Raw genomic sequence first — 23,752 nt, forward strand, 5'->3', positions numbered from 1 at the left:
GGCACTTACTTAGCTAGCCTTAGCTAAGTTACAATTCACTCATGACCTACGTTTTCAATATGCACGAGGCCAAAAGCAAGCTCTCCAGGTTGATCGAACTTATGGAGAGCGGTGAAGAGGTGATTTTGGCTCGCGACGGCGTTCGGGTTGCACGGCTGACCCCCGAGACAAAAACACCAAGGCCCAAACTTGGAGAATTTATCCCCATAATTCCTGAGCTAACCGGCAGCGAGAACCTCTCGCGGCCTGGAGTGGGCTGGGAGGAAAACCTTTCCCGCAAGAATCAGATGCTTTTGGAGCTTCTGGCCAAGGAGAGTAATGAGCAGCCTGCTGCTTGACTCAAACGCCCTGATCGCATACTTGGCCAACTCGCGAAAGATCGGGCCAAAGACCAGGGCCCTTCTGGATCGAAGTGAGCTGCACTTTTCCTCACTCAGCTTGGCTGAGCTTAGGTTGAAAGAAGCCCGAATCATTGGTTTTCGACTTGGTTTCGGAGCGAAGACTCTTGTGAAACTGGGTTTCAGGGAGATTCCCTTTACGGCAGCAGATTTAGAAGGACTTGTGCAGTTGCCAACCAGGGACCCCTTTTACATTCTGCTGTTTGCTCAGGCCAAAAACCGAGGGCTAACCTTCGTCACGGCAGATCTAGAAATTGTTGAGGCTGGACTCAGCAATGTGATTGATTTGACCAGCTAGGAAGCCATGGGGTCGGCAATGCCGACGTAAACGGTCTCCAGGTACTCTTCGATTCCCTCGAGGGAACCCTCGCGGCCTAAACCGGATTGCTTTACGCCACCAAACGGTCCGGCCGGATTGGAGACCAAGCCGGTGTTCAGTCCAAACATTCCGGTTTCTAGGCGCTCGGCCAACCTCAGTCCACGGTTGAGGTCCTTGGTGAAGGCGTAGGCAACTAGACCATATTCGGTGTTGTTTGCCATCTGAACCGCCTGGTCCTCGGTGCTGAAGGTGCAGATGGGAGCGACCGGTCCAAAAATCTCATTCTGCAAAATTTCACAGCTCTCGGGCACTGAGACCAGCACGGTTGGTGGATAAAAGAATCCTTCACCCTCGGGGATTGCACCACCGGTCAGTAGCTTCGCACCCCGGTCAGTGGCGTCTCTAACTAGGGCGTGGATCCCACTGCGAGACTTTTCATCAATTACCGGACCGATGTTGGTACCCTCACCAACCCCTCGACCCACCTTGAGGTTCGAGAAGCGGGCAGCGAGTTTCTCGGAGAACTCCCCAGCCACCGACTCGTGGACGATGAAACGGTTTGCTGCGGTGCAGGCCTCTCCCATGTTGCGAAGTTTGGCCAACATCGCGCCCTCCACGGCGGCATCAACGTCGGCATCCTCAAACACCAGGAACGGTGCGTTGCCGCCAAGCTCCATGGAGACCCTGAGCACCTGCTCTGCAGCGTCGGCAATCAGTCGTTTGCCAACCGGCGTTGAGCCGGTGAAGGAGAGTTTTCTCAGCCTGGCATCTTTGACTATTGGACCGGTTACCTCCGAGACTCGAGAGGTCTGAATCACGTTCACGACTCCGTCCGGGACACCTACCTCTTCCAAAACCTTGGCGAACAGCAGAGAGGTCAGCGGAGTCAGCGCAGCTGGTTTCAGAATTGAGGTGCAGCCTGCGGCGATTGCGGGCCCAATCTTTCGGGTCGCCATAGCAAGCGGGAAGTTCCACGGGGTAATCAACAGGGCTGGTCCAACCGGTTTCTTGAGGACCATTAGTCGGTTTTTACCATCTGGAGCAGTCTGGTAGCGACCGTTGACGCGAACCGCCTCCTCAGAGAACCAGCGCAGGAATTCGGCTCCGTAGGCAACTTCACCCTTGGCCTCTAGGAATGGCTTTCCCATCTCGAGGCTCATCAGAATGGCAAAGTCATCCTGCATGGAAATCAATTTTTCGAAGGCCGCTCTCAGCAGCTCGGCTCTGACTCTGGGTGCGGTCTTCGCCCAGCTGGCCTGGGTCTGATGCGCCGCATCGATTGCCAGCTGACCGTCTTCGTAGGAGGCATCGGAGATGGTCTTTAGGACTTTTCCGGTTGCCGGATCGTGGACCTCAAAGGTTTTATTGTCGCTGGCATCCCGCCAAACACCGTTTATGTATAGCTGGGTGGGGACTAGGTCTAGAACTCTTTTTTCATCGGCTGGGGTAATCAACTGCCACTCCTTTGTGCCCCTATATCCTGCCACTTCAGACGCAGTGAATTCACCACTACAGACACGGAGCTAAATGCCATGGCCGTACCAGCCAGTAGCGGGTTCAATAGTCCCAGGGCTGCAAACGGAATCAGCAGGACGTTGTAGCCAAAAGCCCAGCCCAGATTTTGCAGAATGTTGCGATGTGTTCTTTTGGCGAGCTTCAGGGCAAAGGCAATTGAGTTCGGATCATCATCCAGAATGGTTATCGCGCTGGCAGCCTGAGCCGCGTGGGCTCCCGATCCCATTGCAATTCCAACGTCTGCAGCACTCAGGGCCGCAACATCGTTGATGCCATCGCCAACCATTGCGGTCACTTCGTCGGCAGCCTTCAGTAGATCAAGCTTTTCCTCTGGAGATACCCCACCTCGGAAGCTATCCATGCCAAGTGATTCCGACACAAATTGGACCCTGGCGCTTTGATCGCCCGAGAGCAACATGGTTTCAAGCCCCATCTCTTGAAGCTTGGATACGGCCTGCTTGGCTCCGGGTCTAATTTCATCGCTAAGTTCAATTAGCGCATGCGCCCAACCCTCCCAAGCCACCACAACCAAGGTGTTGGGACCGGCAAGCACTAGAGCCTCGTCAAGTTCTACCTGGTTTGTGTACTGCCCAGGTTTTTCAACGCTGACCTTAAGACCATCTACCATTCCCACAGAACCTTGGCCCGCTATCTCTCGGGTTTCGCTGGCTGCCAGTGAATCATCAAGCTGAGCAATCGCCAGCGCCACAGGGTGCTTTGAACTGCGTTCTACAGCAGCCGCCATGGCGATGGCGCGTTCTTTCGAAACCCCACCCAACCCGATGGCTGAAACTACCTTGAGCTTGCCATCGGTGAGGGTGCCGGTCTTATCAAAAACCACCCTGGTCACCTTTGAGAGAAGGCGAAGGGAGTCTGGGTTTCGAATCACAATCGAGCGCTTGGTGCCAACCGAGGTTGCAACCACCAGGGACATCGGAACTGCGATTCCCAGCGCACACGGACAAGCAATTACCAGTACGGCAATTGCTGCTTGAACGGCAAAGTCCAACTCAGCCCCGAAAGCTAACCAGAGCAGCAGAGTTACTAAAGCAATCACGATCACAGCTGGCACAAAAACACTCGAGATGCGATCGGTTAGCGAGGCCAACTTGGTTTTCTGGGCGGTAGCCTCCCGAACCAGGTCGGCGATGCGGCTTAGTCGCGAAACCGAAGCACTGCCGAGAGCCTCAATTTCGATTTCTCCGCCCACAACTGTGGTTCCGGCGCTTAGGGTGTCGCCCGCTTTGAACTGCGCCGGGAGCGATTCTCCGGTGAGGGTCGAGGTATCGAGCTGTGCGAAATCGGACATCAAAGTTCCATCAACGGGCAGTCGCTCCCCGAAGGCAATTAGGACTCGCATCCCCTTCTTCACCTCGGAGGATGCAATCACCTCGCGATTGCCATCGCGAATGATGGTTGCAGTTTCGGGGATGGCTGCTAACAGTGCCCGAACCGAATCCGTCGCGCTGCGCCTGGCTCTGACCTCAATGAAACGTCCGAAAAGCACAACGGTTGGAACTACCGCGGCAACCTCAAAGTAGTTGTGGGTGTGGCCCTGGGCGATTAGGTAGACGCTGTAGCCGTAGGCCACCAGAGAACCCAGTGACACCAGGGTGTCCATGGTGGTGTCCAGGTGGCGGAGGTTTTTGACTGCAGCGCTGTGGAATGGGTAGGCAACGTAGGCCAAAACTACGGTGGCGGCCGCCCAAACCACCAGGTGCGATCCCTCAAACTTCAGCTGCTCGACCATTCCCAGCAGCATCGCCAGGGTGGAGAGTAACCCACCCACCCAGAGCCTTGGCAAAAGCGAACTAAGTTCAGACCTACCCTCACCAACCTGGTAGCCGGCACTTGTAACGGCACTCTTGATGGTGTTTAGGTCAACCGGGGTGCTCAGCTGCAGGTGAGCTTTTTCAGTAGCAAAGTCAACGTATGCGGTAACCCCGGATACCCGATTAAGATTCTTCTCCACCCGCCTGGCACATGCCGTGCAGGTCATTCCCTCGATATCGAGTTCGAGAAGTTCAGGTTTAGGCATTCAGCTCGATAAATTCGGTCGCGGTGTAGCCAGCTTCGGCCACGGCCTCGGAGAGTTGCTCGTTGCTCACGCCCTCAGCCTCAACGACTGCGTTACCTGCCGTGTGGTCAACCTTGACGCTTATGACACCTTCGAGGGTTGCCAGCTCGTTGGTGATGGTCATGGCGCAGTGCCCGCAGGTCATTCCGTCAATTTTGATTTCTAGCTTGGTCACTCGTGCTCCCTGTGGTTGTAGTTGCAGACATCTCCTGAGCAAAGCCTAGGTTTGTCTTTGGAAAATTTCATGTGAATCCAGCATCCCGCGCAAAAACCAAAGGCGGCTTCGGCAAATAGCAAAGATAAACAGAGCCCACACCACGCCAGCACAATCTCATTTCGAATGCCTAGCCAACCCATCGCGAAGCAGGCGATTAGAACCATCACAAATCCAATGGCCCAGGCGGTTTGTTTGGGTTTTGCATCCACCCATTCCGGGCGCTGGTTTCTGACGAGGAGGTCTGATATCACCAGGCTTGGGGTAAAGCGCTGACCGGCAAAAAGCCTGAGGAACATGTCGAACATGAACACTGCACCAAAGAATCTCATGAGAGAAAAATCCCCGGTGGTGAATGCGATTAGCCAGCCGGCAAAACCGAGCACAAAGAGCAGTCCAGCCGCTCCGCGAATAGCTCGCTCGTTGAATACCGGAAAGTCATATTCCTGAATCAGCACCCCAAATGAGGTGTGTTTAGGCGCTGAAGAGTTCGGCAATTCGGTTCCAGCGTTCTTTGTTGAGCGAGTACCAAACCCAGGTTCCGCGGCGCTCGCGGTTCAGAATTTCAGCCTCCACCAAAACCTTGAGGTGGTGGCTCACGGTTGGTTGAGTTAGGCCAAGGGGTCCGGTCAGGTTGCAGACGCAGTCCTCCTGCTGATCACCCCTGGCGATCATTGCAACAATCTGGAGTCTGGTCGGATCAGCAATGGCTTTGAGGGTGGCGGCGGTGGTCTCGGCGTGCTCGCGCGCGAGTGGGCTGGAGCCCGCCGTCGGGGCACACTCCAGTAACTCGAGCGGGATGTTTTTCACCATGTGTTAACCTTCTTGGATAGATAATCATCTATGCGCTCAACTACCCTAAACCATGAAAGTTAGGAACTTCCTGTGCCTTTTGCAAAGTATTTAGCCGAGTTACTCGGCGTCGCCGGAATCGTTGCCACCGTCCTCGGTGCGGGTTTCATGGTTTCTAACCTGGGTGCCGAACCGGCGGTTGGACTGGCACTGATTGCCATGGCGGTTGCTGCCGTGCTTTTCATCGTGATCTCGATCTTTGGTCCGATCTCGGGAGCACACCTCAACCCGGCTGTGACACTGGTGATGCTGGTTCAAAAGTCGATCTCGCTGCGCGATGCAATTTTCTATGTCGCATTCCAACTGCTCGGAGCCGTTGCCGGCGCTGCGACTGCAAACCTGATGTACGAGCAGGCGGTAATTGGTGCCAATGGGACGGTTCGCGGTGGTACTGGACAGTTGATTGGCGAGTTCGTTGCAACGGTGGGACTGGTGTTCATTGTGCTGTCGCTAATAAAACTCAATCAGGGTGCGCTGATCGCTCCTGCGGTAGGGCTTTGGATTCTCGCTGGTCACTTCTTCACCAGCTCAACCTCATTCGCAAACCCAGCAGTGACCTTCGGCCGAGCCCTTTCTGGTTCGGTGACTGGAATCGAGTGGGGCTCGGTTCCAGCTTTTGTGGGGGTCCAGCTGGTTGCTGGGTTAGCCGCTCTAGGTCTTTTCAAATTGGTATTCAGCTCTAAGTAAGGAAGAAAATGTCAAACCCAATCGCATCAGTAATGTTCGTCTGCATCCACAACGCTGGGCGCAGCCAGATGGCAGCCGCTTACCTGCAGCACCTGGCCGGAGACCGAGTAGAGGTTCGCTCCTCCGGAACCGCTCCTGCCGACACCGTGAACCCAGCGGTGGTTGAGGCCATGCTGGAAGAGGGCATTGACATCTCTGGCAACACCCCAAAGATTTTGACCGACGAGGCAGTTCTAGCCTCCGACTACGTCATCACCATGGGCTGCGGCGACAAGTGCCCGTTCTACCCCGGGAAGACCTACCTTGACTGGAAGCTAGCTGACCCAGCTGGTCAGGGAGTCGACTTTGTTCGTCCAATTCGCGATGAGATTCGCGGCATGGTTGAGGACCTAATTTCCAAGATCGACGCCAAGGCTGGTAACTAGCCGTTCAGCGGACATTTACCCACGAAACACCGCGGGTAAACCTGGTAAACCTAGCCTTTGGGGATGGTCACCAGGGTTGCAGTCGTTACAGAGAGCTTTTTGCCTCAGATTAACGGCGTCACCAACTCAGTGGTTAGAGTCCTGGAGACTCTGAAGCAGCACGAGATTGAAGCGGTGGTCATCGCCCCAACTTCGCCATCGAGCATGCATCTTGGGTTCAAGGTCCAAACCACCGCTGCGCTTCCGCTGCTGCAGTTTCCGGTTGCAATGCCCGGACCCAGCATCACCCGCTACCTCGATGAATTTCAGCCGGATTTGATTCACGTCGCAGCACCTTTCATGATCGGTGCTCAAGCGATTGCCTGGGGCCAGCGCAACAACGTGCCGACGGTTGCTATCTACCAGACCGATGTTGCCGGATATCTGGAGCGCTACAACCTTGCTTTTGCCAAGCCTGTGCTGGAGAGAATTGTGGCCAGCATTCACGCCGGAGCCACTCTAAATCTCGCCCCCACCGAGGAGACCGCGCAGTACCTGCGAGGCATCGGTGGCGGTCGAGTAAAGGTTTGGGGCAGAGGGGTCGACCTCGATCTATTCACCCCTAAGAACGTGGACGATGCCGAGACCCAAGCCATCAGGTCTCGCATCGCTCCCGACAATTCCAAGGTGGTGGGCTTCGTCGGACGCCTAGCGGCCGAGAAGCAGGTCCACCGCATGGCAGAGCTCTTTGGACTCCCCAACACCAGGTTCGTGATTGTGGGTGATGGCCCGGAGCGTGAGCGCCTACAGGAGCAGTTCGCAGGCTTCCCGGTCACCTTCACCGGTGCACTCAGCGGCCTTGAGCTGGCAAGAACCTACGCGGCCATGGACGTGTTCGTGCACTTTGGCACCGAGGAAACCTTTGGGCAGACTATTCAGGAGGCGCAAGCTTCCGGCTTAGCGGTTGTCGCCCCCAATGTTGGCGGCCCGAAGCACCTGATTCGCCACGGTGTCTCGGGATTTCTGGCTGATCCAACCAAACCAAATTCCTATCGAAAACTCGTTGCTGAGCTCTTGGCTAGTGATGGTTTGCGCCGCGATATCTCAACGGGAGCTGTGAGAAGTGTGGAGGGCCGCTCATGGGCTGCCAATAACGCTAAACTCTTGCAGTATTACCGAGATGCGCTGGCTCAAACCGTTGAGCTGAGAGCGGAGCAAATTGAACTGGCTTGATGCGCAAGAAATCATCAACGCGTTTGGTGACTACGTCGCAATCGCCGTCACAATAATCATTTTTCTCGAGACCGCTTTCATTCTCACCTCATTTTTGCCTGGCGATTCACTGCTGTTTCTAACCGGTCTTGCCCTCGCCACCTCAACGGCGTGGCTGCCGGACTGGGTTGGGTTTATTTTGATTTGGCTGGCTGCATTTTTGGGCACTCAAACCGGTTACTGGGTCGGTTACAAAATTGGACCGCCGCTGTTTGAGCAGAACCGAAACTTCATCCTGAATCAAAAAGTCTTGGACCGCACCCACGAGTTCTTCGAGAAGTATGGAACCAGGGCAATCGTGCTGGCGAGGTTTGTGCCGATCCTCAGGGCCCTAATTCCAATGCTCGCGGGCATCTCGCGGATGGACATCAAGCGCTTCACCAGACTGAACCTCTTGGGAGCAACTCTCTGGATTGGGGTTTTCATGCTGGCCGGCTACTGGCTCGGGCAGATCCCTTACATCAAGGAAAACCTTGAGACCACCGTGATTCTGATCATCATCGGAACCTCACTGCTTTTGCCCATTGAGCTGCTGCGCGATCGGCTGGCCAAGAACATCAACCAGCGCAAAACTAAGCGCTAACCAACTCCCAGGTTGGGTGCTGGTCCTTGGGCGCATAGGGGGTTAGCTGCAGGTGCTTGGGCAGCATGCCATCCCCTGAGGTCTTGCCCTTGAGGCGGCGATCAAAAAATGGAATCACGTCTCTGCCAACCCACCGCACCGTCTCAATTAGGCCCCTCGAAACTGGCGCGAGCTGGCTTATGTCAGGCTGGGGGAAACGGTAGTTGAGGTTTAGCAGTTCAGCGGCCTGGTTGGCGATCGCGATGTGGCCGTGGCCCGAGAAGTGAACCATGTCATCGGCCCAGAAGACCAACTGCTCAAAATCTCTAATTCCGTAAACATCCAGGACCGGCAGGTCAAATTCGTCCGCGACAGTTTCGATCAGGGTAGAAAACAACTCGGCTTTGTGTCGCAGTGGCTTGAAAACTCGAAGGTGAAGCGGGTTGATGGTATTTGCCACCACTACGTCGCAGCCGGCGGCCAGCAGCTGCTCAATTCCATCCCTGAGCAGTTCGCGCAGCTTTGGAAGCGACTGGGGCTTTGACATCAAATCATTGGAGCCCGCCATAACGGTTACCAGGTCTGGCTGAAGGTTGAGCGCCGCCGGCAACTGCTCGGTCATGATTTTTGAGAGCTTGGATCCTCTGAGCGCGAGGTTGGCATAGTGGAATTCGTAATTAGAATCGCTGGCTTCGCGGGCGAGAATGCCTGCTAGGCGATCGGTCCAGCCGTTGTGATAGCGGTCAGCTTGAAAGGTGAAGTCACCCAGGCCCTCGGAGAGCGAATCTCCGATTGCCACGTAGGAGCGGTAAGGCTTACCAATCACGACACCATGGAACGTTTGCATGGTGAACCAAAGGTTTCCACTAACCCTCGTGTTGGTTGACTGCCGGTAAATGTTCACAGCGCTGTGGAAACATTCAGCATCAAATTTGACTTTTGACCTTTAGTTATGGATGATTTCAGCAATGTCTACTCGAGTGAAGTCCATCGCGCTGGTTACCAGCGCCATGATGTCCTGCTCGATGTGTATGTGCATGCGCATGTGCCGCTAATCGACCCAGCTAGTTCGATTCAGCCAACGGCACCAGCACCCCAACAAACGCACGTGATTCGTGCACCAGTTTCCGCACACACTCTAAGGACCTAAAAATGACAAACCTCACCACCACCAAGCTGGAAGCCAAAGGCTTCGCCCTCTACGTTGGAATCTCAGAGCAGGACGCCGAGGCCGCTGGCCTGAGCCTCGCCGAAATTGCCACCGAACTTCGTGCCACCATCGCTCGCCTGCTCCCCGAAAAAGCCAGCGAAACCTATGCCACCCTGGCCTTAGCTCCGGAGGGCGTAACCGGGCGAAACCTAGACATCACTCGCGTTGCACTGAAAGAGCCCAAGGCCACCGCAACCAAAGAAACCAAGGCAGCCGAACAGGAAGCCGCCAAAGGACTGGTGGTTGATCTGGTTAGGCGCCGCCTGTTTGTTGATGGCCGTAACGCTCAGCTCACCTGCAAGGAATTTGAGCTTTTTGCCTTCCTGATTGAGAACACCGGCAGGACCGTGACTCGTCAGGAGATCGCGGCCATCTCGGAACGCTGCGGAGAACCAACCCCGAACGCAAGAACCATAGACGTCCACGTCAGAAGACTACGCGGAAAGATTGAGGGCTACGAAGACGTGATTCGGACCGCTCGTGGTCAGGGTTACCGATTCGATAAGCACCCCGATGTCCTAATCGAGGAGCTCTAGACTCAAAAGATGCAAGATTTCCACCAGGGGTTAGACACCATAACCAAGCGGGTTCTTAGCCTGGTGGAGAAAAAACTCACACCGGTGATTTTGATTGACGGTCGAGCTGCCAGCGGAAAATCCTCCCTCGCAAAAGAGCTAAAGAACCGGCTTTTCAAAGAGCTTGAGCAGGCGCCCCGGGTAATTCACATGGATGACCTCTACCCGGGCTGGGAAGGACTGGAGGCTGGTTCTCACTACCTGGTGAGGCAAATCCTCTCACCACTGGCAAAGGGCGAAATCGCCCACTGGCAGATTTGGAATTGGGAGCAATCTAAGCGCGGCAACCCCGCAGAGCCGGGGGATGGCCACCGAGAGTTTGAAGGCGGGACACCACTGATCGTCGAGGGTTGCGGAGCCCTCTCGCGGGCAAGTTCAGAGTTAGCGGACCTGAGGATTTTTCTCGAAGCGGATGACCAACTTAGAAAACAGCGCTGGCAGGAGCGTGACCAGGGTCGCTTTGATGATTACTGGGCGATTTGGGCCGCGCAAGAGGATGTGTTTTATCAGCAGGAAAAATCTGAGTCGTTGGCAGAGATCAGGCTAACTAGCTGACGCGGTTTGCTTTCCAGGTTCGGTAACCGGCAATCAGGCTCAGGCAAATAACCACGATTGCGATCACGTAGACAAAAGACTTCACCCATGGAATTGAGTAGGCAAAGAATCCCGAGAGGGTTAGTCCAACTCCCCACAGCACAGCCCCAACCAGGTTGGCGCTGAAGAACTGGTAGTAGTTCATTTTGCCGATGCCGGCGATTGCGGGAATCAGGACTCTGGCCCAGGGAACGAATCTGGCCACAACTACCGACCACCAGCCGTAGCGGTCATAAAACTGCTCCGAGCGAATAATCGCCTTCTTGAGCCACTTCCCCTCGCGCTTATCGAGGTATGGCCGGCCAAAGTGCCGACCCAGGGTGTATCCAACCTGATCTCCAAGCCAAGCCGACATTCCAACTCCAATGGCCATTACAAAAATGTTGATGCTGTCCTGGTGGGCGGCGGCTATCAGGCCTGCGGCAAATACTAGGGAGTCACCCGTGATGAAGGGGATAAAGGCTCCAACAAACAAGCCGGTTCCAGCGAAAACCAAACCAAAGACCGCGAGGTAAAAGAGCACAGGCCCAATTACGTCAAACCAAGCAACGATGTCGTCGGTCACCGAGGCGCGGAAGGGGGTTAGAAACACCGCCTAAGTCTACCCCGCGAGTGTTTGGGCAAACTCAGCTGGCTTTCATCTCTACACTTGGAAAAATGCAAAATGGTTCAAAGATCGCCGCTTTAGTCCTCTCCGCCCTGGTTCTAACAGGCTGCTCAGCACCGGAGCCCGTACCGACCGCCACCGCAAGTCCAACGGCAACGGTCACCGAGGAGCCAACACCAGAGCCGGTCTTTTTGACAGCACCGCTAACCGGTGTTGAGTACCTCGAAGGCACTAACCCATACCTATTGCTCCCTGCTGTTTCAGCAAAGATTGACAACACCTATAACGGCCGGCCTCAGCTCGCTCTAAACGATGCCGACGTAGTTTACGTAACCAGGGTTGAAGGTGGCATGACCAGGTTGCTGCCCGTCTGGCACTCGAGAATGCCAGAGAGCATTGGACCGGTTCGTTCGGTTCGTCCAGTGGATGCCAGCATCATTGACCCCTACTCCGGAGTCTTTGTTTACTCCGGTGGACAGAGCCCATTCAAAAATGCTGCACGTGACACCGGCCTTGTTATGAGTGACGAGGACACCGAGCAGAGCAACGACACCTACTACCGCGAGAAGTCCCGAGTTGCCCCCTGGAACCTCTTCTTCAGGGCGCAACTGCTTCAGTCAATGCATCCAGAGCAAACCCCACCGCAAGCAGGTTTTGAATTTGCGGCGATTCCCAGCGCAGTCTCGTTGGGGACAGCGGTGACTGAATTTGAAGTCAAGTACCCGCAGCTTCGCTCAACATGGATGCCCGGTACAGCCTCCTTCCCATGGGGAGCCTCCTCAGAGCCAGCTTGGATCAGGTGGATGGATGGTTCAGAGCACCTTCAAGAAGGTGGAGACCAGGTGGTGGCAAAGAACGTAGTGGTGATGGAAGTTGAGCACGACCTGAGCTTTGTTGATCCTAAGTACGGAGCCATTCCAAAGGCCAAACTGATTGAGAACCAGGGTGTAGCGCACGTCTTCTCTGACGGTTTTTACCTAAGGGGAACCTGGTCCAAGGCCGGAAGTGAAGCCCCGATCAAGCTCTCCCTAGAGGGTGGCGAACCTCTAACGCTTGCCATTGGAAATACCTGGGTGGAGATGATGGACCTACCCAAGTCCAAGCTGAAAATCACCGAACCTGAGGTCGTGAGCGAGTAACACAGTGCTATCGTTCAGGAACATCATCGCCTGAGGGGGCAGCGTGAAAAAAATCTTCCTGTCGGCACTTTTAGTTGCGGGACTTCTGCCAATTGCTCCGGCTGTATCGAACGCAACTGGAGCCCTAGGGCCTGGGGAGATAGACACCAGCAAGTACCAGTACATCTCTCTGCAGGATGCCTCTTTTGGCCCCTGGGATTCTCGAATAACCTCTTACGGCGGTAAAAATGATTCTCAGCGTTGTAGCGACTGGTCTGGAATATGTTCGCTGGAGCGAACTAATGAAAGGCAAATCTCGGCAAACCTAAACTTTGAAGTTTGCTCCGAGACTCAAAAATTCGACTGCGTCCAATCGGTGGTGATTGGTGGTCAGCAGGCACAGCTATATTTCCTCGACGGCGCAAAAACGGCGGGTTCACCCGCCCACACTCTCCCCAGTGGCTCAGGCCCAGCACTGGCCTCCATCGGAGATGAGCTTTTTATCGTGAGCTCCAGAGGTGAGTACCAATACGATCGAGATAAGCGCTACTTCCTCACCAGGGCTCTCGATGTAGACGTAGTCCCTGTGGAAACTGCGGTCAGTCTCAATCTCAAGGAGGGGGCATCAGCCGCATCCGGCTCTCCTGCCACCGCAGATCAAACCTGTTATTACACCGATGGCTACCACTGCTATGTCGAAGATCGCCAACGTCTTGCGAAAAGGCAAATTGACCTTGTGCTGCACCTATCGACCAAATGGAGCGGTTTCTTCAAGGGAAGGCTCACAGACCCGCTCCTAACCGTGAAGAAGCAGGGTGGGGTTCAGGTGGTTTCGGTTAGCGCTAAGCCGAGCGAAACTCACCGCGTGTTTTTCAAAATCGACTGGGACAAATTTGGCGACAAAGAGCAGAAGGCTCTGTGTTTTGGAACAAGTTGGTGCCAACCCATGGAAAAGGGGTCAACCGGCACCAGGAACTATCTATCCTCGGCCCCATCAGCCTTGGCTATTGTTCAGGCTTTCGCCGCGCACCACAGAGATACCTCCTACCTTGACGACTTTGAGTGGTCATTCGGTATTGGAAGATACGAAGGGTCTGATTGCCTAGGTCCCAACAAGGGACTACTTGGGATGGTGACCTCAAATGCTCCAATATTCCAGGCCACGCCCCCGACTTACAATTTTGGCTACCTCACCTACGACATTGCAGGGCTGCACTACAAACAGGATGGCAAAACCCTAAATCTCGGAGAGTATGACCTTCAGCTCCGCTCCGATGTGGCCAGGTGCCTTTACGGCTTCAGCAAAGCACCGGTATCCGCCACTGTCCAGGTGATTTCAGATGCTGGGAAAGAGGTGGTGGCAACCACACTCGTTTCCGAGTCTCAGGGCTTCGTCAGACTCAGCGCTAAAAATTTCACCTACTCGCAAAAGAAAATTAGGGTCAAACTAACCCAGCCCGCACTTACTGCTCTGGCGCCTTTTGCGAGTAATTCATCAACTCTAGGCAAGTCGCAGGCAGCCGCGCTTTCTAAGACCTTGAAGGCTGTCCAGAAGAATGCTGGCCTAACCTGCACCTCGATATTTAGCTCGGAAGCCAACCGCAAACTGGCACTGAAACAAGCCACTGCCGTTTGTGCAGCGGCGAAAAAGTTGCGGCCAGATCTGAAGACCGAAGCGGTGGTTGCGCCGCTTTCCGGCTCCGGGCAAAAAGCTGGGGTAACTTTGCTTCGAAGTTACTAAAGCCCACAAACCCTGGAGATTTCAATTGCGCGGAGTCAAAAAAGAGAATCTCCCGGAGAAGCCTTGTGAGCGCTGCGGCAGGCCCATGGTTTGGCGCAAGAAGTGGGAAAAGACCTGGGATCAGGTGCGGTTTTGCTCTGAGAAGTGCAAGCGGACTAAAGATCTTTAGAGAACTCTTTTAGCCAACCGCGCAGGTCGGAGCCAATGTCCTCGCGGTCAATACCAATCTTGAGCGTTGCCTTGATGAAGTCCAATTTGTCACCGGTGTCATACCGCCTACCGGTGAAGACCACGCCGCGAACCCCTCCAGCAACCTCAGGGTGTTCAACCGCGTACTCGAGAGCATCGGTTAGTTGAATCTCCCCGCCACGACCCGGATCGGTCTTCTCCAGAATGTCAAACATCTCTGGACGCAGAACATAGCGTCCAATCACGGCGAGGTTTGAAGGCGCCTCTTCGGTTTTTGGCTTCTCGACCAGACCGTTCACCTGAACCACATCGGACTGATCGGTGGCATCAACCGATGCACAGCCGTAGAGGTGAATTTGGTCCTTTGGCACAACCATCAGGGCAATCACGTTGTCGCCGGTTTGCTCGTGAACCTCGAGCATGCGAGGAAGGATTGGGTCTCTGGTGTCAATTACGTCATCACCCAGAAGAACGGCAAAGCTGTGCTCACCAACATGGCTCTTGGCCCTCAGGACAGCGTGCCCGAGGCCGCGCGGGTCGCCCTGTCGGGTGTAGTGGATGTCAGCCAGCTGCGAAGACTCTTGGACGGCGAATAGCTTTTTCTCGTCGCCTTTTTTGGCCAGCACGTGCTCTAGTTCGGCCACCCGGTCAAAGTGATTCTCCAGGGCATTCTTGTTTCTTCCGGTAATCATCAAAAGATCCGCCAGGCCTGCGGTTACGGCTTCCTCAACCACATATTGGATAACCGGCTTGTCGACAATCGGGAGCATTTCCTTTGGCATCGCCTTGGTGGCCGGGAGGAATCTGGTGCCGAGTCCTGCAACCGGAATTACAGCCTTGTTTACTTGAAAACGTCCCTGAGTCATGGCTAAAGCCTAGACTCAACTCTCAGGAAATGTTGATGTATGAAAGTTAGTCTTTCTTCAAATCTGACATAGGGGAAGCGTTTGCTCGTTCGATTTTTAGGCGGTTTGGTCACCACGGTCATGGTTTTGCTTGGCGTCGCTGCCCCGGCCACTGCTCTAACAAACGAGCCCGCCTACGACGCCCTGAACGTGAGCTCCTCGTGGGATGCCGGCTATCTCGGCCAGAACGTGACAATCGCCCTGATAGACCAGGGTGTCAATCTGAATCACGAATATTTTCAGGGTCAAGTCGTAGACGGAATTTGCGTTTATCAGTCCAACTCCTCCTCGCGCTGCCCGAACGGCACGCGCTTTCAAACCGGAGTAGCAGCTGCCTCTCAGCGCGCAATTCGCGGCTGGCTGGTCGAAGAGGAAGACCACGGCAACATGGTGGCGGGAATCGTTGCCGGAAAGCCCAATACGCTGGCGCCCGGAGGAATTGCCCCCCAGGCCAAGCTCCTGATGGCCAACACCGATATGCAACCGGCCTCCGTGGTAGCAGCCCTTGACTACATTTACGAGAACCGCGAAAAGCACAACATCGTTGCGGTCTCAATGAGCTTTGGAATCCTCGGCCTGTCCTCGCGCCAGGATCTTTTGAACTGCAACACCAACCCCGTTTACGCAGGCGTTAGAGCATCGCTAAAGAGACTGCGAAGTGTTGGAATCATTCCTTTCGCAGCGGCAGGTAACGGCTTCTACCTTGACTCCGCTGAGTCATGGGCACCAACCTGCCTGGACGAGGCCGTATCGATTGGCTCGGTTGACTCCTCAGGAAACATAGCTGTCTACAACACCATGAGCACCAAGGTCGAGCTGCTTGCAACCGAATACGCCATCAGTGCCAGCACCTACGGCTATGCCCAGGCCAGCGGAACCTCGGCAGCCGCCCCCTCGGTGGCAGCCAGTTTTGCGCTTTTGAAGCAGGAGTTCAAAGACCAGAACTCCGAGGTAATCCTCAGCGCCATGAAACTCTCCGGCAAAAAGATTGATGACGTAGTCCGCAAGGATGTTCCAATGGTTGACTTGGCTGCGGCCAGGGCACTGCTTGCCAAGACTCCAATCAACGAGGCACCGGTTGCCCCGGTGGTTGAGCAGAAAATCACCGTTGGTGCCTACAACGGTTACGTTGCGATCTACACCCAGGGCCACGAGGGCAGCAAGCTCACCGCAAAGGTGGCCGGCAAGTGGCTAACTGTCAACCCGATCACCAACCAAGCGGGAAAGAGCTATAGCCTGACCAAGCGCTTCACCGGAGCCGGTTACAACATTGCGGTCGATGTCTACATCGATGGCGTGAAGCTAAAAAGCACCCAGGTTTTGACCAGGTAGTTATTTAGCAAACACAAACTTCAGAAGATTTCCCAGCCCACCCAGCTCTTTGAGCCTCCGGATGCCAAAAGGCAACCTGACAAACGGTGCCCAGACACCAAACACCCGGGTGAAGATCTTTGCTCTTGCAACTCTGTCCCGGTCCGAACCCCAGCGCGAACCCGAGGACTCGGTCGGGTGGGTGGCGATGGTAATTGGAGCAAAGACACACCTTCCCCCGGCGCGCATCAGGTCAACAATAAAAATGTATTCATCACCCAGGTAGTTCTCAGCCCCGGCCCCAAATTGCTCGTCAAAGACCACGCCTAAGCGCCGAACCGCATCGACCCGGATGATCATTTCGTAGGTGGCGGCTCGTGCGCTATTGAAGCTGTTTAGCTCGGCCACCCCGGAAGGATAGCGCTTTCGCAAGGCTCCAGTTTCATCAACCGCCTGGGCAAGCAGGAGTGAGTAGGCGGGATGCTGATCTAAAAACTCAAGCGCAGTCTCCAGGCCGGACTCACTAAACGTGATGTCATCGTCGCTGAAAACCAGGTACTCACCTCTAGCCAGCCAGATCGCCCGGTTGCGAGATTTCGCCACTCCTTTGGATTGAAGAATTTCGAAGCTGGTGTCGGCTCGAGACGCTAGCTGCTTGCTTCGATTAGATTCCCAAGCCTCTCCGCTTGGGTTTTGGACAATCAGCACACTCTCCCAGTTATCGTGAACCGGGGGTTCAACTATGCTCTCGACTCTTGAGGCTAGGGTCGAGTAACCCAGGGTGAGCTTGATCATTAGAAGCTGTTTGCCTTCGCCCTGGCAAAGCGCATCAGGGATGACGAGACCGAGCTGAAGGTGGTGTTCTGCAGCCTTAGGGCCAGGAACAGCACGATGGAGTTAGAGAGCGATACCCAGCCTTCGAGGCTGAACCAGATCAGCACAGCCAAAAGCACTACAACTCCGAAGCTAGCCATCAGGGTCGCAAACTCAGCCTGCTGAATTCTTGAACCGAGTCGCTCCGCTGGAGTCACAGCTTTCTTGGCTCGTTTTTTCTCAACGAAACCGCGCTGCTTCTTGAGTTGGCGTTTGAAAATGACACCCATCAGCTGCAGCACGATGGCAATCAGCAAAAAGTTGAGTGCGCCAAAGTTTGGCGAGAGAAACACCAGGAAGCTTGCAATCACCAGCAGCTGGGTGATGAACGAGAGCACGTTTACCAGCTCAAGGCCCATTGCCCACTCCCAAGACTCCTTGGTTGAGCTCTTCTCCCTTGTGTCGGCACCGAACGCCTTGTCAAAGAATTTCACGCGGTAGGTCTTCTGCAGGTAGTTGATGGTTCTGGTGGAAATGAACAGCACCGCAAAGAGTCCGAGCTGAAGAATGATTTGACCGGTTGGTAGTGATGAACCAGAGATAACCAGGTCCGTGAACAACTTGGCAACTAACAGTTCTGTCACTGGAATCAAAGCGGCAATGAAAACCAACAGCCAGAGCTGAAAGCGGTAGCTCTTGGTTGGCACCAGGAGCTTTACCGCACCAAAGAGCTCGGAGAAGATTTTCCTCAAGGGTTACTTCTTCCCAAACCTCGAAAGGGCCTGGTGGATGTGCTCAATGACCTCATCCTTCTTTGCCTCGCTGACCCGGATATCCCTGATCAGGTTGTCAAGGTTCTGACGGCTTAGGTCAAGCCCAACCACCTGCGGATTCATGACCTCAACTCCGGCACCCAGTGCGTAATCCTCATACTTGATGCCTGAGCCGTGAACGTTTTCCTCGTAGCCCTCGAAGGTAACCAGACCGCAGGGGATGCCGTAGGACTGGCAGGTAATCATCACGTGCATTGCTGAGGTGAGGACCTTGTCGTACTTAGCCAGGGTTGCAACGAAATCTGCAATGGTGTCGGGCTTTGACATCAAGACCGAAAGCTCATCCATGTGCTCTGGCAGCTGCATTGGAATTGAGGTGTGAGAGAAGTGGCGGATAAACGCGATGCGACCGTTGGTCTCACCTCTGGTCACGGGAATGATTCTGGAGAGGGCAAGACCAGGATCTCCAAAGTTTTCAACCGATGGTCCACCAGATTCTTTTAGTACCCGAGCGGTGATTGGGCCGCGGACCGAGACGTAGTCAGCTTTGCGGTTGAGCTCAACGTCATCTGTTGAAATACCGGTTCCCAAGACCACGGAGTTTGCCTTTATGAAGCGGCCAATTGAGCCCAGGGCAATGATGTGCTTTTTGGCCGCTGGCTTCACCGGGGACTGCAGGGTAATCCTGGCCGGGGTGTAGTGGGAGACAATCAGCGGGCTCAGCCAGTCACCAAAGTTTCCGGGGAATGGCTTTGACCACCAGGCCAGGCGAATCAGATCGTCGGATTCTTTACCCGCATAGCTCAGGAACGCCTCGGAGGCGTGAATTATGGAAGCTTCACCAAAGCTGGGGATGTACTTATTTTCAAACTCAGCCCTGGCCTTCACAAAGAGTTGGGCGTCACCCTTGATACCGCCACCGAGCATCTCACCAACCATGCGGGAGCGCTCTGGGTCAATGCTCTTGGCCTTGCCCGAGGTGAGTAGGCCGGTTACACCGGTTGAGTCGGCAAGTCTGCGCAGTGGCTTCTTGATTGAGTCCGGCAGTGCCTTCTCAATCTTCTTGGCCTGCTTCAAGAGCTTCTTCTTGGTTGAGGTCTTGGACCCGGTGCCGTGCTGCACCACCTTGTCCTTGAAGTCAGCCACGTTGCCCGAGGAGCCAAAGACGAAGAAGGAGTCTCTCGAGCCAGGTTCAACCAGTTTGCGATCGCGAACGATTGCGGTTGCGGGGATCATCTGGAAAGTGAGCTTCTTGGCATTTGCTCGCCAAGCTTCCTCAAGGAAGTAGTCGTCGGTGGCCTTGATATCGGCGCGTTGCTCGAGTTCGTAGGCATCTTCAACCAGCTTGCGGCCCTGCTCGGTAGCGTTTACGCCCCAGAAGCTAGGCTCCCAAAACCTGGTGCGGTTGTGGTAGCCAATCTGCAGCGGAGAACCAAAGCTGCGCTGGAAACCAATTAGGTCTGCGGTGGTGTTGGAGATGTAGTCCGGTAGGTGAGTGATGCGGCAGTCAACATCGATCCAGAACACCATCTTGTCGGGGTGCTTGTGACAGATGTCGCGAATAAAGCCAATCTTGCGGCGGGTGACGTCGGCCCAGTCTTCACCTGGGTTCTTTTGAATTTCCAGTAGCTCGTGGCCAACGCCGATGGCGGTTAGCTGCTCTCTGAGCTCTCTGGCGTGACCGCCGTAATACTCATCGGGGGTATAGAAACTACAGATCACTACGTCGCGGTTACTCACGCGTGAAATCTACCAGCTAGGGCCTTTTAATACCCCTAAATAGCCCCCACCAAAAACCCGCGCCCCAGCCGTAGTGCATGGTTGGGAGCACAACCATCAACCAGAGCTTCTGGTTGATGGTGATCGCCATGGCTCGCAGCGCAACAAAGCCGATCGCAAGCAGGTAAATCCAAATCGGGAACCAAAACACGGTAACCATCACGAGTATCGGTGGAATCCAGTATCGGATGGAGCTTCCGGCAGGATTCTCTCGAGTCAGCGCCCCCCGCCACATGCCGGTCTTGAAAAACTGCTTAGCCAGCGACTCCCAGTTGCTTCTGGGGAAGTAGTCAACCTGAAGCCGCGGGTCAAACCACACCACCAAACCCTTGGCGCGCAGTCTTTGGTTTAGCTCCCAATCCTGCCCTCGCACCCAAGACTCGGAGAACCCGCCCACTTCCTGCAGCGCCGACTTACGAAAGACTCCGAGGTAAACGGTCTCGGCAGGGCCGGCTTCACCGCCGATGTGAAATGACCCACCACCTAAGCCGATGCGGTTGTTGTAGCCGTAGGCGACAGCGGATTGGAAGTCCGTCTTACCCTTGGCGACCATCATGCCGCCCACATTTGCAGCGCCAGTCTGGTTGAGGATCTCTACTGCCAGTTGGGCGTAGCCCTCAGGCAGCGCGGAGTGGGCGTCAACCCTTAGCACCACCTCGTATTTAGATTTTTCAATCGCAAGGTTGAGGGACCTTGAGGTGAGGCCGGTTGAGTGAACCAGCTGCAATTTGGCGCCGTACTTGCGCTTTAGTTTTTTTGCCACCTCGTTGGTGAGATCTTTTGAGGGACCCAGGGCAACAACCAGCTCCATCTCACCCTTGAGCTTTTGGGTGAAGACCGAGTCAACGGCTTGGGCTAGGTAATGCTCCTCGTTGAGCACCGGCATAACGAAGGAGACATTCACCAGCTTCTTAGCCATTTTGAATGTTTCGTCCCAGGGCAATGACCTTCCAGCCAGCCTGCTGCCACCTTGCTACATCAAGTACATTGCGGCCATCAATGACCGTTTTGGTCTTTACTAGCTCACCAAGCTCTGCGGGGTCTACCTCGCGGTATTGCTTCCACTCGGTGCCCAGAATCACCAGGTCTGCACTCTTGACCGCCGCCATCAGATCCTGCTCGGAGCTAAGTTCCGGCGCTCGCGAAGCGAGCGGCACAAGTGAAACCGGATCGTGCACAGTTAGATGGGCGCCCTGAGCCTGGAGTCGCTGTGCGATCTCCAGGGCGGGGGAGTCCCTGAGGTCATCGCTATCTGGCTTAAACGAAATGCCAAGCATGGTGATCGCCTTGCCGGAAACCTCGCCCAGCTCGGTGTTTGCCAAGGAAACAACCCTGTCTCGGCGGCGCAGGTTAACCTGGTCCACATTTCTCAAGAATTCAACTGCCGAACCAACTCCAAGCTCGTCAGCCCTAGCCATAAAGCCTCGGATGTCCTTGGGGAGGCAGCCGCCACCAAAACCGATTCCCGTTCTCAGGAACTTGTTCCCGATGCGCTCGTCGTAACCAATCGCCTTGGCAAGTGCCACGGCGTCCGCTCCAGAAACTTCCGCCACCTCAGCCATGGCGTTAATAAAGCTGATTTTGGTCGCCAGAAACGCGTTGGCCGCAACCTTCACAAGCTCAGCGGTTGGGACATCCAGTTCGAGGAAGGGGGTGCCACTCTCAAGGATTGGAGCGTATACGTTCTTGATTACCTGAACACTGTGCTGGTCAAAGGTCCCCACCACGATCCGGTCTGGTCGAAGCGAATCCTCCAGTGCGGTGCCCTCTCGCAGGAACTCCGGGTTCCACGCCAGGTGAACATCAAATCCGGCAATCGCGTCCATGCGTTTTTTTAGCTCGGCCGCGGTGCCAACCGGAACGGTTGACTTTCCCGCCACAACCGCATCCCTGCCAACCCAGCGGGCCAAATCCTCGGCAGCTGAAATCACATATGAGGTGTCGGCAGCATCGCTGCCGGCGCGCTGCGGCGTGCCGACGCAGATGAAGAAAATCTCTGAGGCTGCCGACTCGGCATCGTGTGCGGCTTTGAAGGTGAGCTTTCCGGTGGCCAGCGTTTTGGTCAGCGCGGTGTCCAGACCGGGTTCGTGGAAGGGCAGCACTCCCTGGCTAAGCGCCGATAGTTTGCGGGGATCTGGCTCAATGCCGATCACCTCGTGACCCAGCTCCGCCATTGCAACGGCGTGTGTGGCCCCCAAATAACCAAGTCCAATAACTGTTACCTTCACGAGGCCAGAGTTTACTTGGCAAACCCAAACTTTTAGCTGACCGTAACGGCTATTGACAGCTTGCGTATATTGGAAGCGATGGCCAATCAAAATCCAAACGAAGATCTCTACGCAGAAGATCCACTCGAGCAGCTCCTGGACCAGGAGTCTGACGAGGAGTTTGGGCTACCCGAGTTCAAGGATCACTTTGCTGATTCGCTCACCCCTGCGGTTCTCAAGGACTGGACTGCCAAGGATTTTGCGAGCATCTACGTTCGCTTTCGCCCGCACCTAGAGCGCCACGCGAAGCGTTTTCTCGTAAACCCCTCTCAGGTTGAAGAGGTGGTGCAGGATGCGTTCCTATACCTCATGACCACACTCCCTGAGCTCGATTCTGAGCTTGGAGTATTGAAATTCCTTAAGTGGAAAGTCAGGCTGCTCTGCCTAGATGTTATTCGGGCCAACAGCCGAGCATCTTTTGCACCTATCGATGAGCAACCAGAATTTGCAGCCAAACTCCCTGAGATGAGCGAGGGCCTTGAGCACGCCGATGATGCCGCCATCGTCAGCCTCGCTCTTGCCAAGCTCCAGCCTCGTCAGCGCGAAGCCCTGATCGCCACCCTCTACGAAGAGAAGAGCACCGAGGTTGTTGCCGCTCAGATGGGCCTCACCGAGAACGCTTTCCGCCAGCTGCTGTTCCGCTCCCGCGCATCCTTCAAGAAGGCCCTGGTCGGAGAAGCCGAGACCCAGGGCAAGTCAATTTCTCAAATCCTGTCAATCGCTGCCAGAAAGGCAGCTGCCGAGAGCGGCAAATACATCTCGGCTGCCGGAGCATTCCTTCTTGTCCTAGCAATTGCCATCGGCGTTGTGCCAAACCTTTCGGGTCAAACCCAGCAGATCATCGCAGCCTCAGAGCCAACCCCGGTTGCTGAGCAACCGGTTGAACCTGCAGCCCCGGCTGAAGAGCCGGCTGCCATCGAGAGCACTGAAGTAGCAGAAGAGGTTGTAACTGAGGTTGCAGCTGAAGAGACGGAAGTGTTTGTGGCGCAGGTCGCTTCAGTTGTTAGTGCTCCAGCGGCTGAGGCAACCGAGGTATCCAAGGTTGACCCCAATATTCAGGCCATGCAGACTCAGCTCGGAAGGCTGGCGGTCAAGACTCTCAGTAGCGCAAGTCAAACCCAGGCTTCCAGCCAGCAGATTGCTCCTTCGGGCACCCTGACCCTCACCAACGACAAGGGCCTCAGTGCGAATGTGGCCTATGACCTCGGCACCGAGGCGGGCATTCAGTTCACCTGGTTCTCGATAACCGTCAGAGGGAACACCTTCGCCGCTGTGCCCAAGGTAGATTTCGCCGAGAAAAAGGTTGATGAGTCCGGCATTACGACCCTTTCATACATCTCTACTGACCTGCTGATTGGTGACACCGAAGGCAAGTTCGGCTACCTGGCAATCGAAGACTCCCAGGTCTCAAGGTCCGGAGTTCAGATTGTCATAAAGGTTGACCCGCAGGGAAACCTGATTTCCTCATCTCTTAACCTCACCCCACGCAGCTAAAAACCCTCCAAATCTTTTTTGGTGAATCTCGGACAATTGCGTAATGTCCGGACAACAAGTCCGTTAGCTTTGTCTA

Annotated in this window: 26 protein-coding genes; 13 read left to right on the top strand and 13 right to left on the bottom strand. The window is 55.1% G+C overall.

Annotated features, from left to right (window positions below; all coding sequences use genetic code 11):
• The first annotated feature begins 41 nt into the window (after positions 1 to 41).
• Together HRU87_RS00505 and HRU87_RS00510 are read left to right on the top strand one after the other, a co-directional pair.
• Complete coding sequence (locus tag HRU87_RS00505) at positions 42 to 338, top strand: type II toxin-antitoxin system Phd/YefM family antitoxin (RefSeq protein ID WP_173493028.1); 297 nt, start codon at positions 42 to 44, stop codon at positions 336 to 338.
• Positions 319 to 696: a type II toxin-antitoxin system VapC family toxin gene (locus HRU87_RS00510; RefSeq protein WP_173493029.1), complete on the top strand. Its 378-nt coding sequence runs from the start codon at positions 319 to 321 to the stop codon at positions 694 to 696. Before HRU87_RS00505 ends, HRU87_RS00510 begins: the two co-directional genes overlap by 20 nt.
• On the opposite strand, the gene HRU87_RS00515 is transcribed toward HRU87_RS00510, so the two are convergent.
• Genes HRU87_RS00515 through HRU87_RS00535 form a run of 5 tightly spaced genes read right to left on the bottom strand, consistent with a single transcriptional unit; the run spans position 693 to position 5,336 of the window.
• The gene (locus tag HRU87_RS00515) at positions 693 to 2,168 is read right to left on the bottom strand and encodes an NAD-dependent succinate-semialdehyde dehydrogenase (protein ID WP_173494202.1); all 1,476 of its coding nucleotides are present in this window, start codon (positions 2,166 to 2,168) and stop codon (positions 693 to 695) included. The two genes, HRU87_RS00510 and HRU87_RS00515, sit on opposite strands and share 4 nt — an antisense overlap.
• Complete coding sequence (locus tag HRU87_RS00520) at positions 2,168 to 4,270, bottom strand: heavy metal translocating P-type ATPase (RefSeq protein WP_173493030.1); 2,103 nt, start codon at positions 4,268 to 4,270, stop codon at positions 2,168 to 2,170. Before HRU87_RS00520 ends, HRU87_RS00515 begins: the two co-directional genes overlap by 1 nt.
• Positions 4,263 to 4,484, bottom strand: coding sequence for a heavy-metal-associated domain-containing protein (locus HRU87_RS00525; RefSeq protein ID WP_246247282.1), 222 nt, complete (start codon positions 4,482 to 4,484; stop codon positions 4,263 to 4,265). The genes HRU87_RS00520 and HRU87_RS00525 overlap by 8 nt, the downstream gene beginning before the upstream one ends.
• Positions 4,481 to 5,020 carry a DUF4395 domain-containing protein gene (locus HRU87_RS00530; protein WP_213086398.1) on the bottom strand — a complete coding sequence of 180 codons (540 nt, stop codon included), beginning with the start codon at positions 5,018 to 5,020 and terminating at the stop codon, positions 4,481 to 4,483. The genes HRU87_RS00525 and HRU87_RS00530 overlap by 4 nt, the downstream gene beginning before the upstream one ends.
• Positions 4,998 to 5,336, bottom strand: coding sequence for an ArsR/SmtB family transcription factor (locus HRU87_RS00535; RefSeq protein ID WP_173493032.1), 339 nt, complete (start codon positions 5,334 to 5,336; stop codon positions 4,998 to 5,000). The genes HRU87_RS00530 and HRU87_RS00535 overlap by 23 nt, the downstream gene beginning before the upstream one ends.
• 72 nt (positions 5,337 to 5,408) lie before the next feature.
• Between HRU87_RS00535 and HRU87_RS00540 the strand changes: the two genes are divergently transcribed.
• From HRU87_RS00540 to HRU87_RS00555, 4 genes are all read left to right on the top strand, one after another.
• Positions 5,409 to 6,062, top strand: coding sequence for an aquaporin (locus tag HRU87_RS00540; protein WP_173493033.1), 654 nt, complete (start codon positions 5,409 to 5,411; stop codon positions 6,060 to 6,062).
• Positions 6,063 to 6,070: 8 nt separating this feature from the next.
• Complete coding sequence (locus HRU87_RS00545; RefSeq protein ID WP_173493034.1) at positions 6,071 to 6,487, top strand: arsenate reductase ArsC; 417 nt, start codon at positions 6,071 to 6,073, stop codon at positions 6,485 to 6,487.
• A gap of 63 nt (positions 6,488 to 6,550) precedes the next feature.
• Positions 6,551 to 7,699, top strand: coding sequence for a glycosyltransferase family 4 protein (locus HRU87_RS00550; RefSeq protein ID WP_173493035.1), 1,149 nt, complete (start codon positions 6,551 to 6,553; stop codon positions 7,697 to 7,699).
• Positions 7,686 to 8,321, top strand: a complete 636-nt coding sequence (locus HRU87_RS00555; protein WP_173493036.1) for a DedA family protein — start codon at positions 7,686 to 7,688, stop codon at positions 8,319 to 8,321. Before HRU87_RS00550 ends, HRU87_RS00555 begins: the two co-directional genes overlap by 14 nt.
• Here HRU87_RS00555 and HRU87_RS00560 read toward each other — a convergent pair.
• On the bottom strand, positions 8,311 to 9,147 hold the full coding sequence (locus tag HRU87_RS00560) for an SGNH/GDSL hydrolase family protein (protein WP_173493037.1): 837 nt from the start codon (positions 9,145 to 9,147) through the stop codon (positions 8,311 to 8,313). The two genes, HRU87_RS00555 and HRU87_RS00560, sit on opposite strands and share 11 nt — an antisense overlap.
• A gap of 305 nt (positions 9,148 to 9,452) precedes the next feature.
• Here HRU87_RS00560 and HRU87_RS00565 point away from each other — a divergent pair, with 305 nt between their 5' ends.
• Together HRU87_RS00565 and HRU87_RS00570 are read left to right on the top strand one after the other, a co-directional pair.
• The gene (locus HRU87_RS00565; RefSeq protein ID WP_173493038.1) at positions 9,453 to 10,046 is read left to right on the top strand and encodes a winged helix-turn-helix domain-containing protein; all 594 of its coding nucleotides are present in this window, start codon (positions 9,453 to 9,455) and stop codon (positions 10,044 to 10,046) included.
• Positions 10,047 to 10,055: 9 nt separating this feature from the next.
• A complete protein-coding gene (locus HRU87_RS00570) occupies positions 10,056 to 10,640 on the top strand; it encodes a nucleoside/nucleotide kinase family protein (protein WP_173493039.1) in 585 nt (194 codons plus the stop codon).
• On the opposite strand, the gene HRU87_RS00575 is transcribed toward HRU87_RS00570, so the two are convergent.
• Positions 10,633 to 11,271 (bottom strand): DedA family protein, encoded by a 639-nt coding sequence (locus tag HRU87_RS00575; RefSeq protein ID WP_173493040.1) that lies wholly within the window; start codon positions 11,269 to 11,271, stop codon positions 10,633 to 10,635. The genes HRU87_RS00570 and HRU87_RS00575 overlap by 8 nt on opposite strands.
• A gap of 65 nt (positions 11,272 to 11,336) precedes the next feature.
• Between HRU87_RS00575 and HRU87_RS00580 the strand changes: the two genes are divergently transcribed.
• Genes HRU87_RS00580 through HRU87_RS07200 form a run of 3 tightly spaced genes read left to right on the top strand, consistent with a single transcriptional unit; the run spans position 11,337 to position 14,314 of the window.
• A complete protein-coding gene (locus HRU87_RS00580) occupies positions 11,337 to 12,425 on the top strand; it encodes a DUF3048 domain-containing protein (RefSeq protein WP_173493041.1) in 1,089 nt (362 codons plus the stop codon).
• A 43-nt stretch (positions 12,426 to 12,468) separates the two neighbouring features.
• Positions 12,469 to 14,145 (top strand): hypothetical protein, encoded by a 1,677-nt coding sequence (locus tag HRU87_RS00585; protein ID WP_173493042.1) that lies wholly within the window; start codon positions 12,469 to 12,471, stop codon positions 14,143 to 14,145.
• Between the two features lie 25 nt (positions 14,146 to 14,170).
• A complete protein-coding gene (locus HRU87_RS07200) occupies positions 14,171 to 14,314 on the top strand; it encodes a DUF2256 domain-containing protein (protein ID WP_173493043.1) in 144 nt (47 codons plus the stop codon).
• Here HRU87_RS07200 and galU read toward each other — a convergent pair.
• Positions 14,301 to 15,200 (bottom strand): UTP--glucose-1-phosphate uridylyltransferase GalU, encoded by a 900-nt coding sequence (gene galU / locus HRU87_RS00595; RefSeq protein WP_173493044.1) that lies wholly within the window; start codon positions 15,198 to 15,200, stop codon positions 14,301 to 14,303. The genes HRU87_RS07200 and galU overlap by 14 nt on opposite strands.
• Positions 15,201 to 15,281: 81 nt before the next feature.
• Here galU and HRU87_RS00600 point away from each other — a divergent pair, with 81 nt between their 5' ends.
• Positions 15,282 to 16,571 carry a S8 family peptidase gene (locus HRU87_RS00600; RefSeq protein ID WP_173493045.1) on the top strand — a complete coding sequence of 430 codons (1,290 nt, stop codon included), beginning with the start codon at positions 15,282 to 15,284 and terminating at the stop codon, positions 16,569 to 16,571.
• Here HRU87_RS00600 and HRU87_RS00605 read toward each other — a convergent pair whose 3' ends face one another.
• Genes HRU87_RS00605 through HRU87_RS00625 form a run of 5 tightly spaced genes read right to left on the bottom strand, consistent with a single transcriptional unit; the run spans position 16,572 to position 22,143 of the window.
• A complete protein-coding gene (locus HRU87_RS00605) occupies positions 16,572 to 17,345 on the bottom strand; it encodes a glycosyltransferase family 2 protein (protein WP_173493046.1) in 774 nt (257 codons plus the stop codon). It abuts the gene before it with no gap.
• Complete coding sequence (locus tag HRU87_RS00610) at positions 17,345 to 18,115, bottom strand: hypothetical protein (protein ID WP_173493047.1); 771 nt, start codon at positions 18,113 to 18,115, stop codon at positions 17,345 to 17,347. The genes HRU87_RS00605 and HRU87_RS00610 overlap by 1 nt, the downstream gene beginning before the upstream one ends.
• A gap of 3 nt (positions 18,116 to 18,118) precedes the next feature.
• Positions 18,119 to 19,876, bottom strand: coding sequence for a polysaccharide pyruvyl transferase family protein (locus HRU87_RS00615; protein WP_173493048.1), 1,758 nt, complete (start codon positions 19,874 to 19,876; stop codon positions 18,119 to 18,121).
• A 16-nt stretch (positions 19,877 to 19,892) separates the two neighbouring features.
• On the bottom strand, positions 19,893 to 20,834 hold the full coding sequence (locus HRU87_RS00620; protein ID WP_173493049.1) for a glycosyltransferase family 2 protein: 942 nt from the start codon (positions 20,832 to 20,834) through the stop codon (positions 19,893 to 19,895).
• The gene (locus HRU87_RS00625; protein WP_173493050.1) at positions 20,827 to 22,143 is read right to left on the bottom strand and encodes a UDP-glucose dehydrogenase family protein; all 1,317 of its coding nucleotides are present in this window, start codon (positions 22,141 to 22,143) and stop codon (positions 20,827 to 20,829) included. The genes HRU87_RS00620 and HRU87_RS00625 overlap by 8 nt, the downstream gene beginning before the upstream one ends.
• A 78-nt stretch (positions 22,144 to 22,221) precedes the next feature.
• Between HRU87_RS00625 and HRU87_RS00630 the strand changes: the two genes are divergently transcribed.
• Positions 22,222 to 23,676, top strand: coding sequence for an RNA polymerase sigma factor (locus tag HRU87_RS00630; protein ID WP_173493051.1), 1,455 nt, complete (start codon positions 22,222 to 22,224; stop codon positions 23,674 to 23,676).
• The last annotated feature ends 76 nt before the right edge of the window (positions 23,677 to 23,752 follow it).

It is taken from the genome of Aquiluna borgnonia, assembly GCF_013283855.1.
Classification (GTDB): domain Bacteria; phylum Actinomycetota; class Actinomycetes; order Actinomycetales; family Microbacteriaceae; genus Aquiluna; species Aquiluna borgnonia.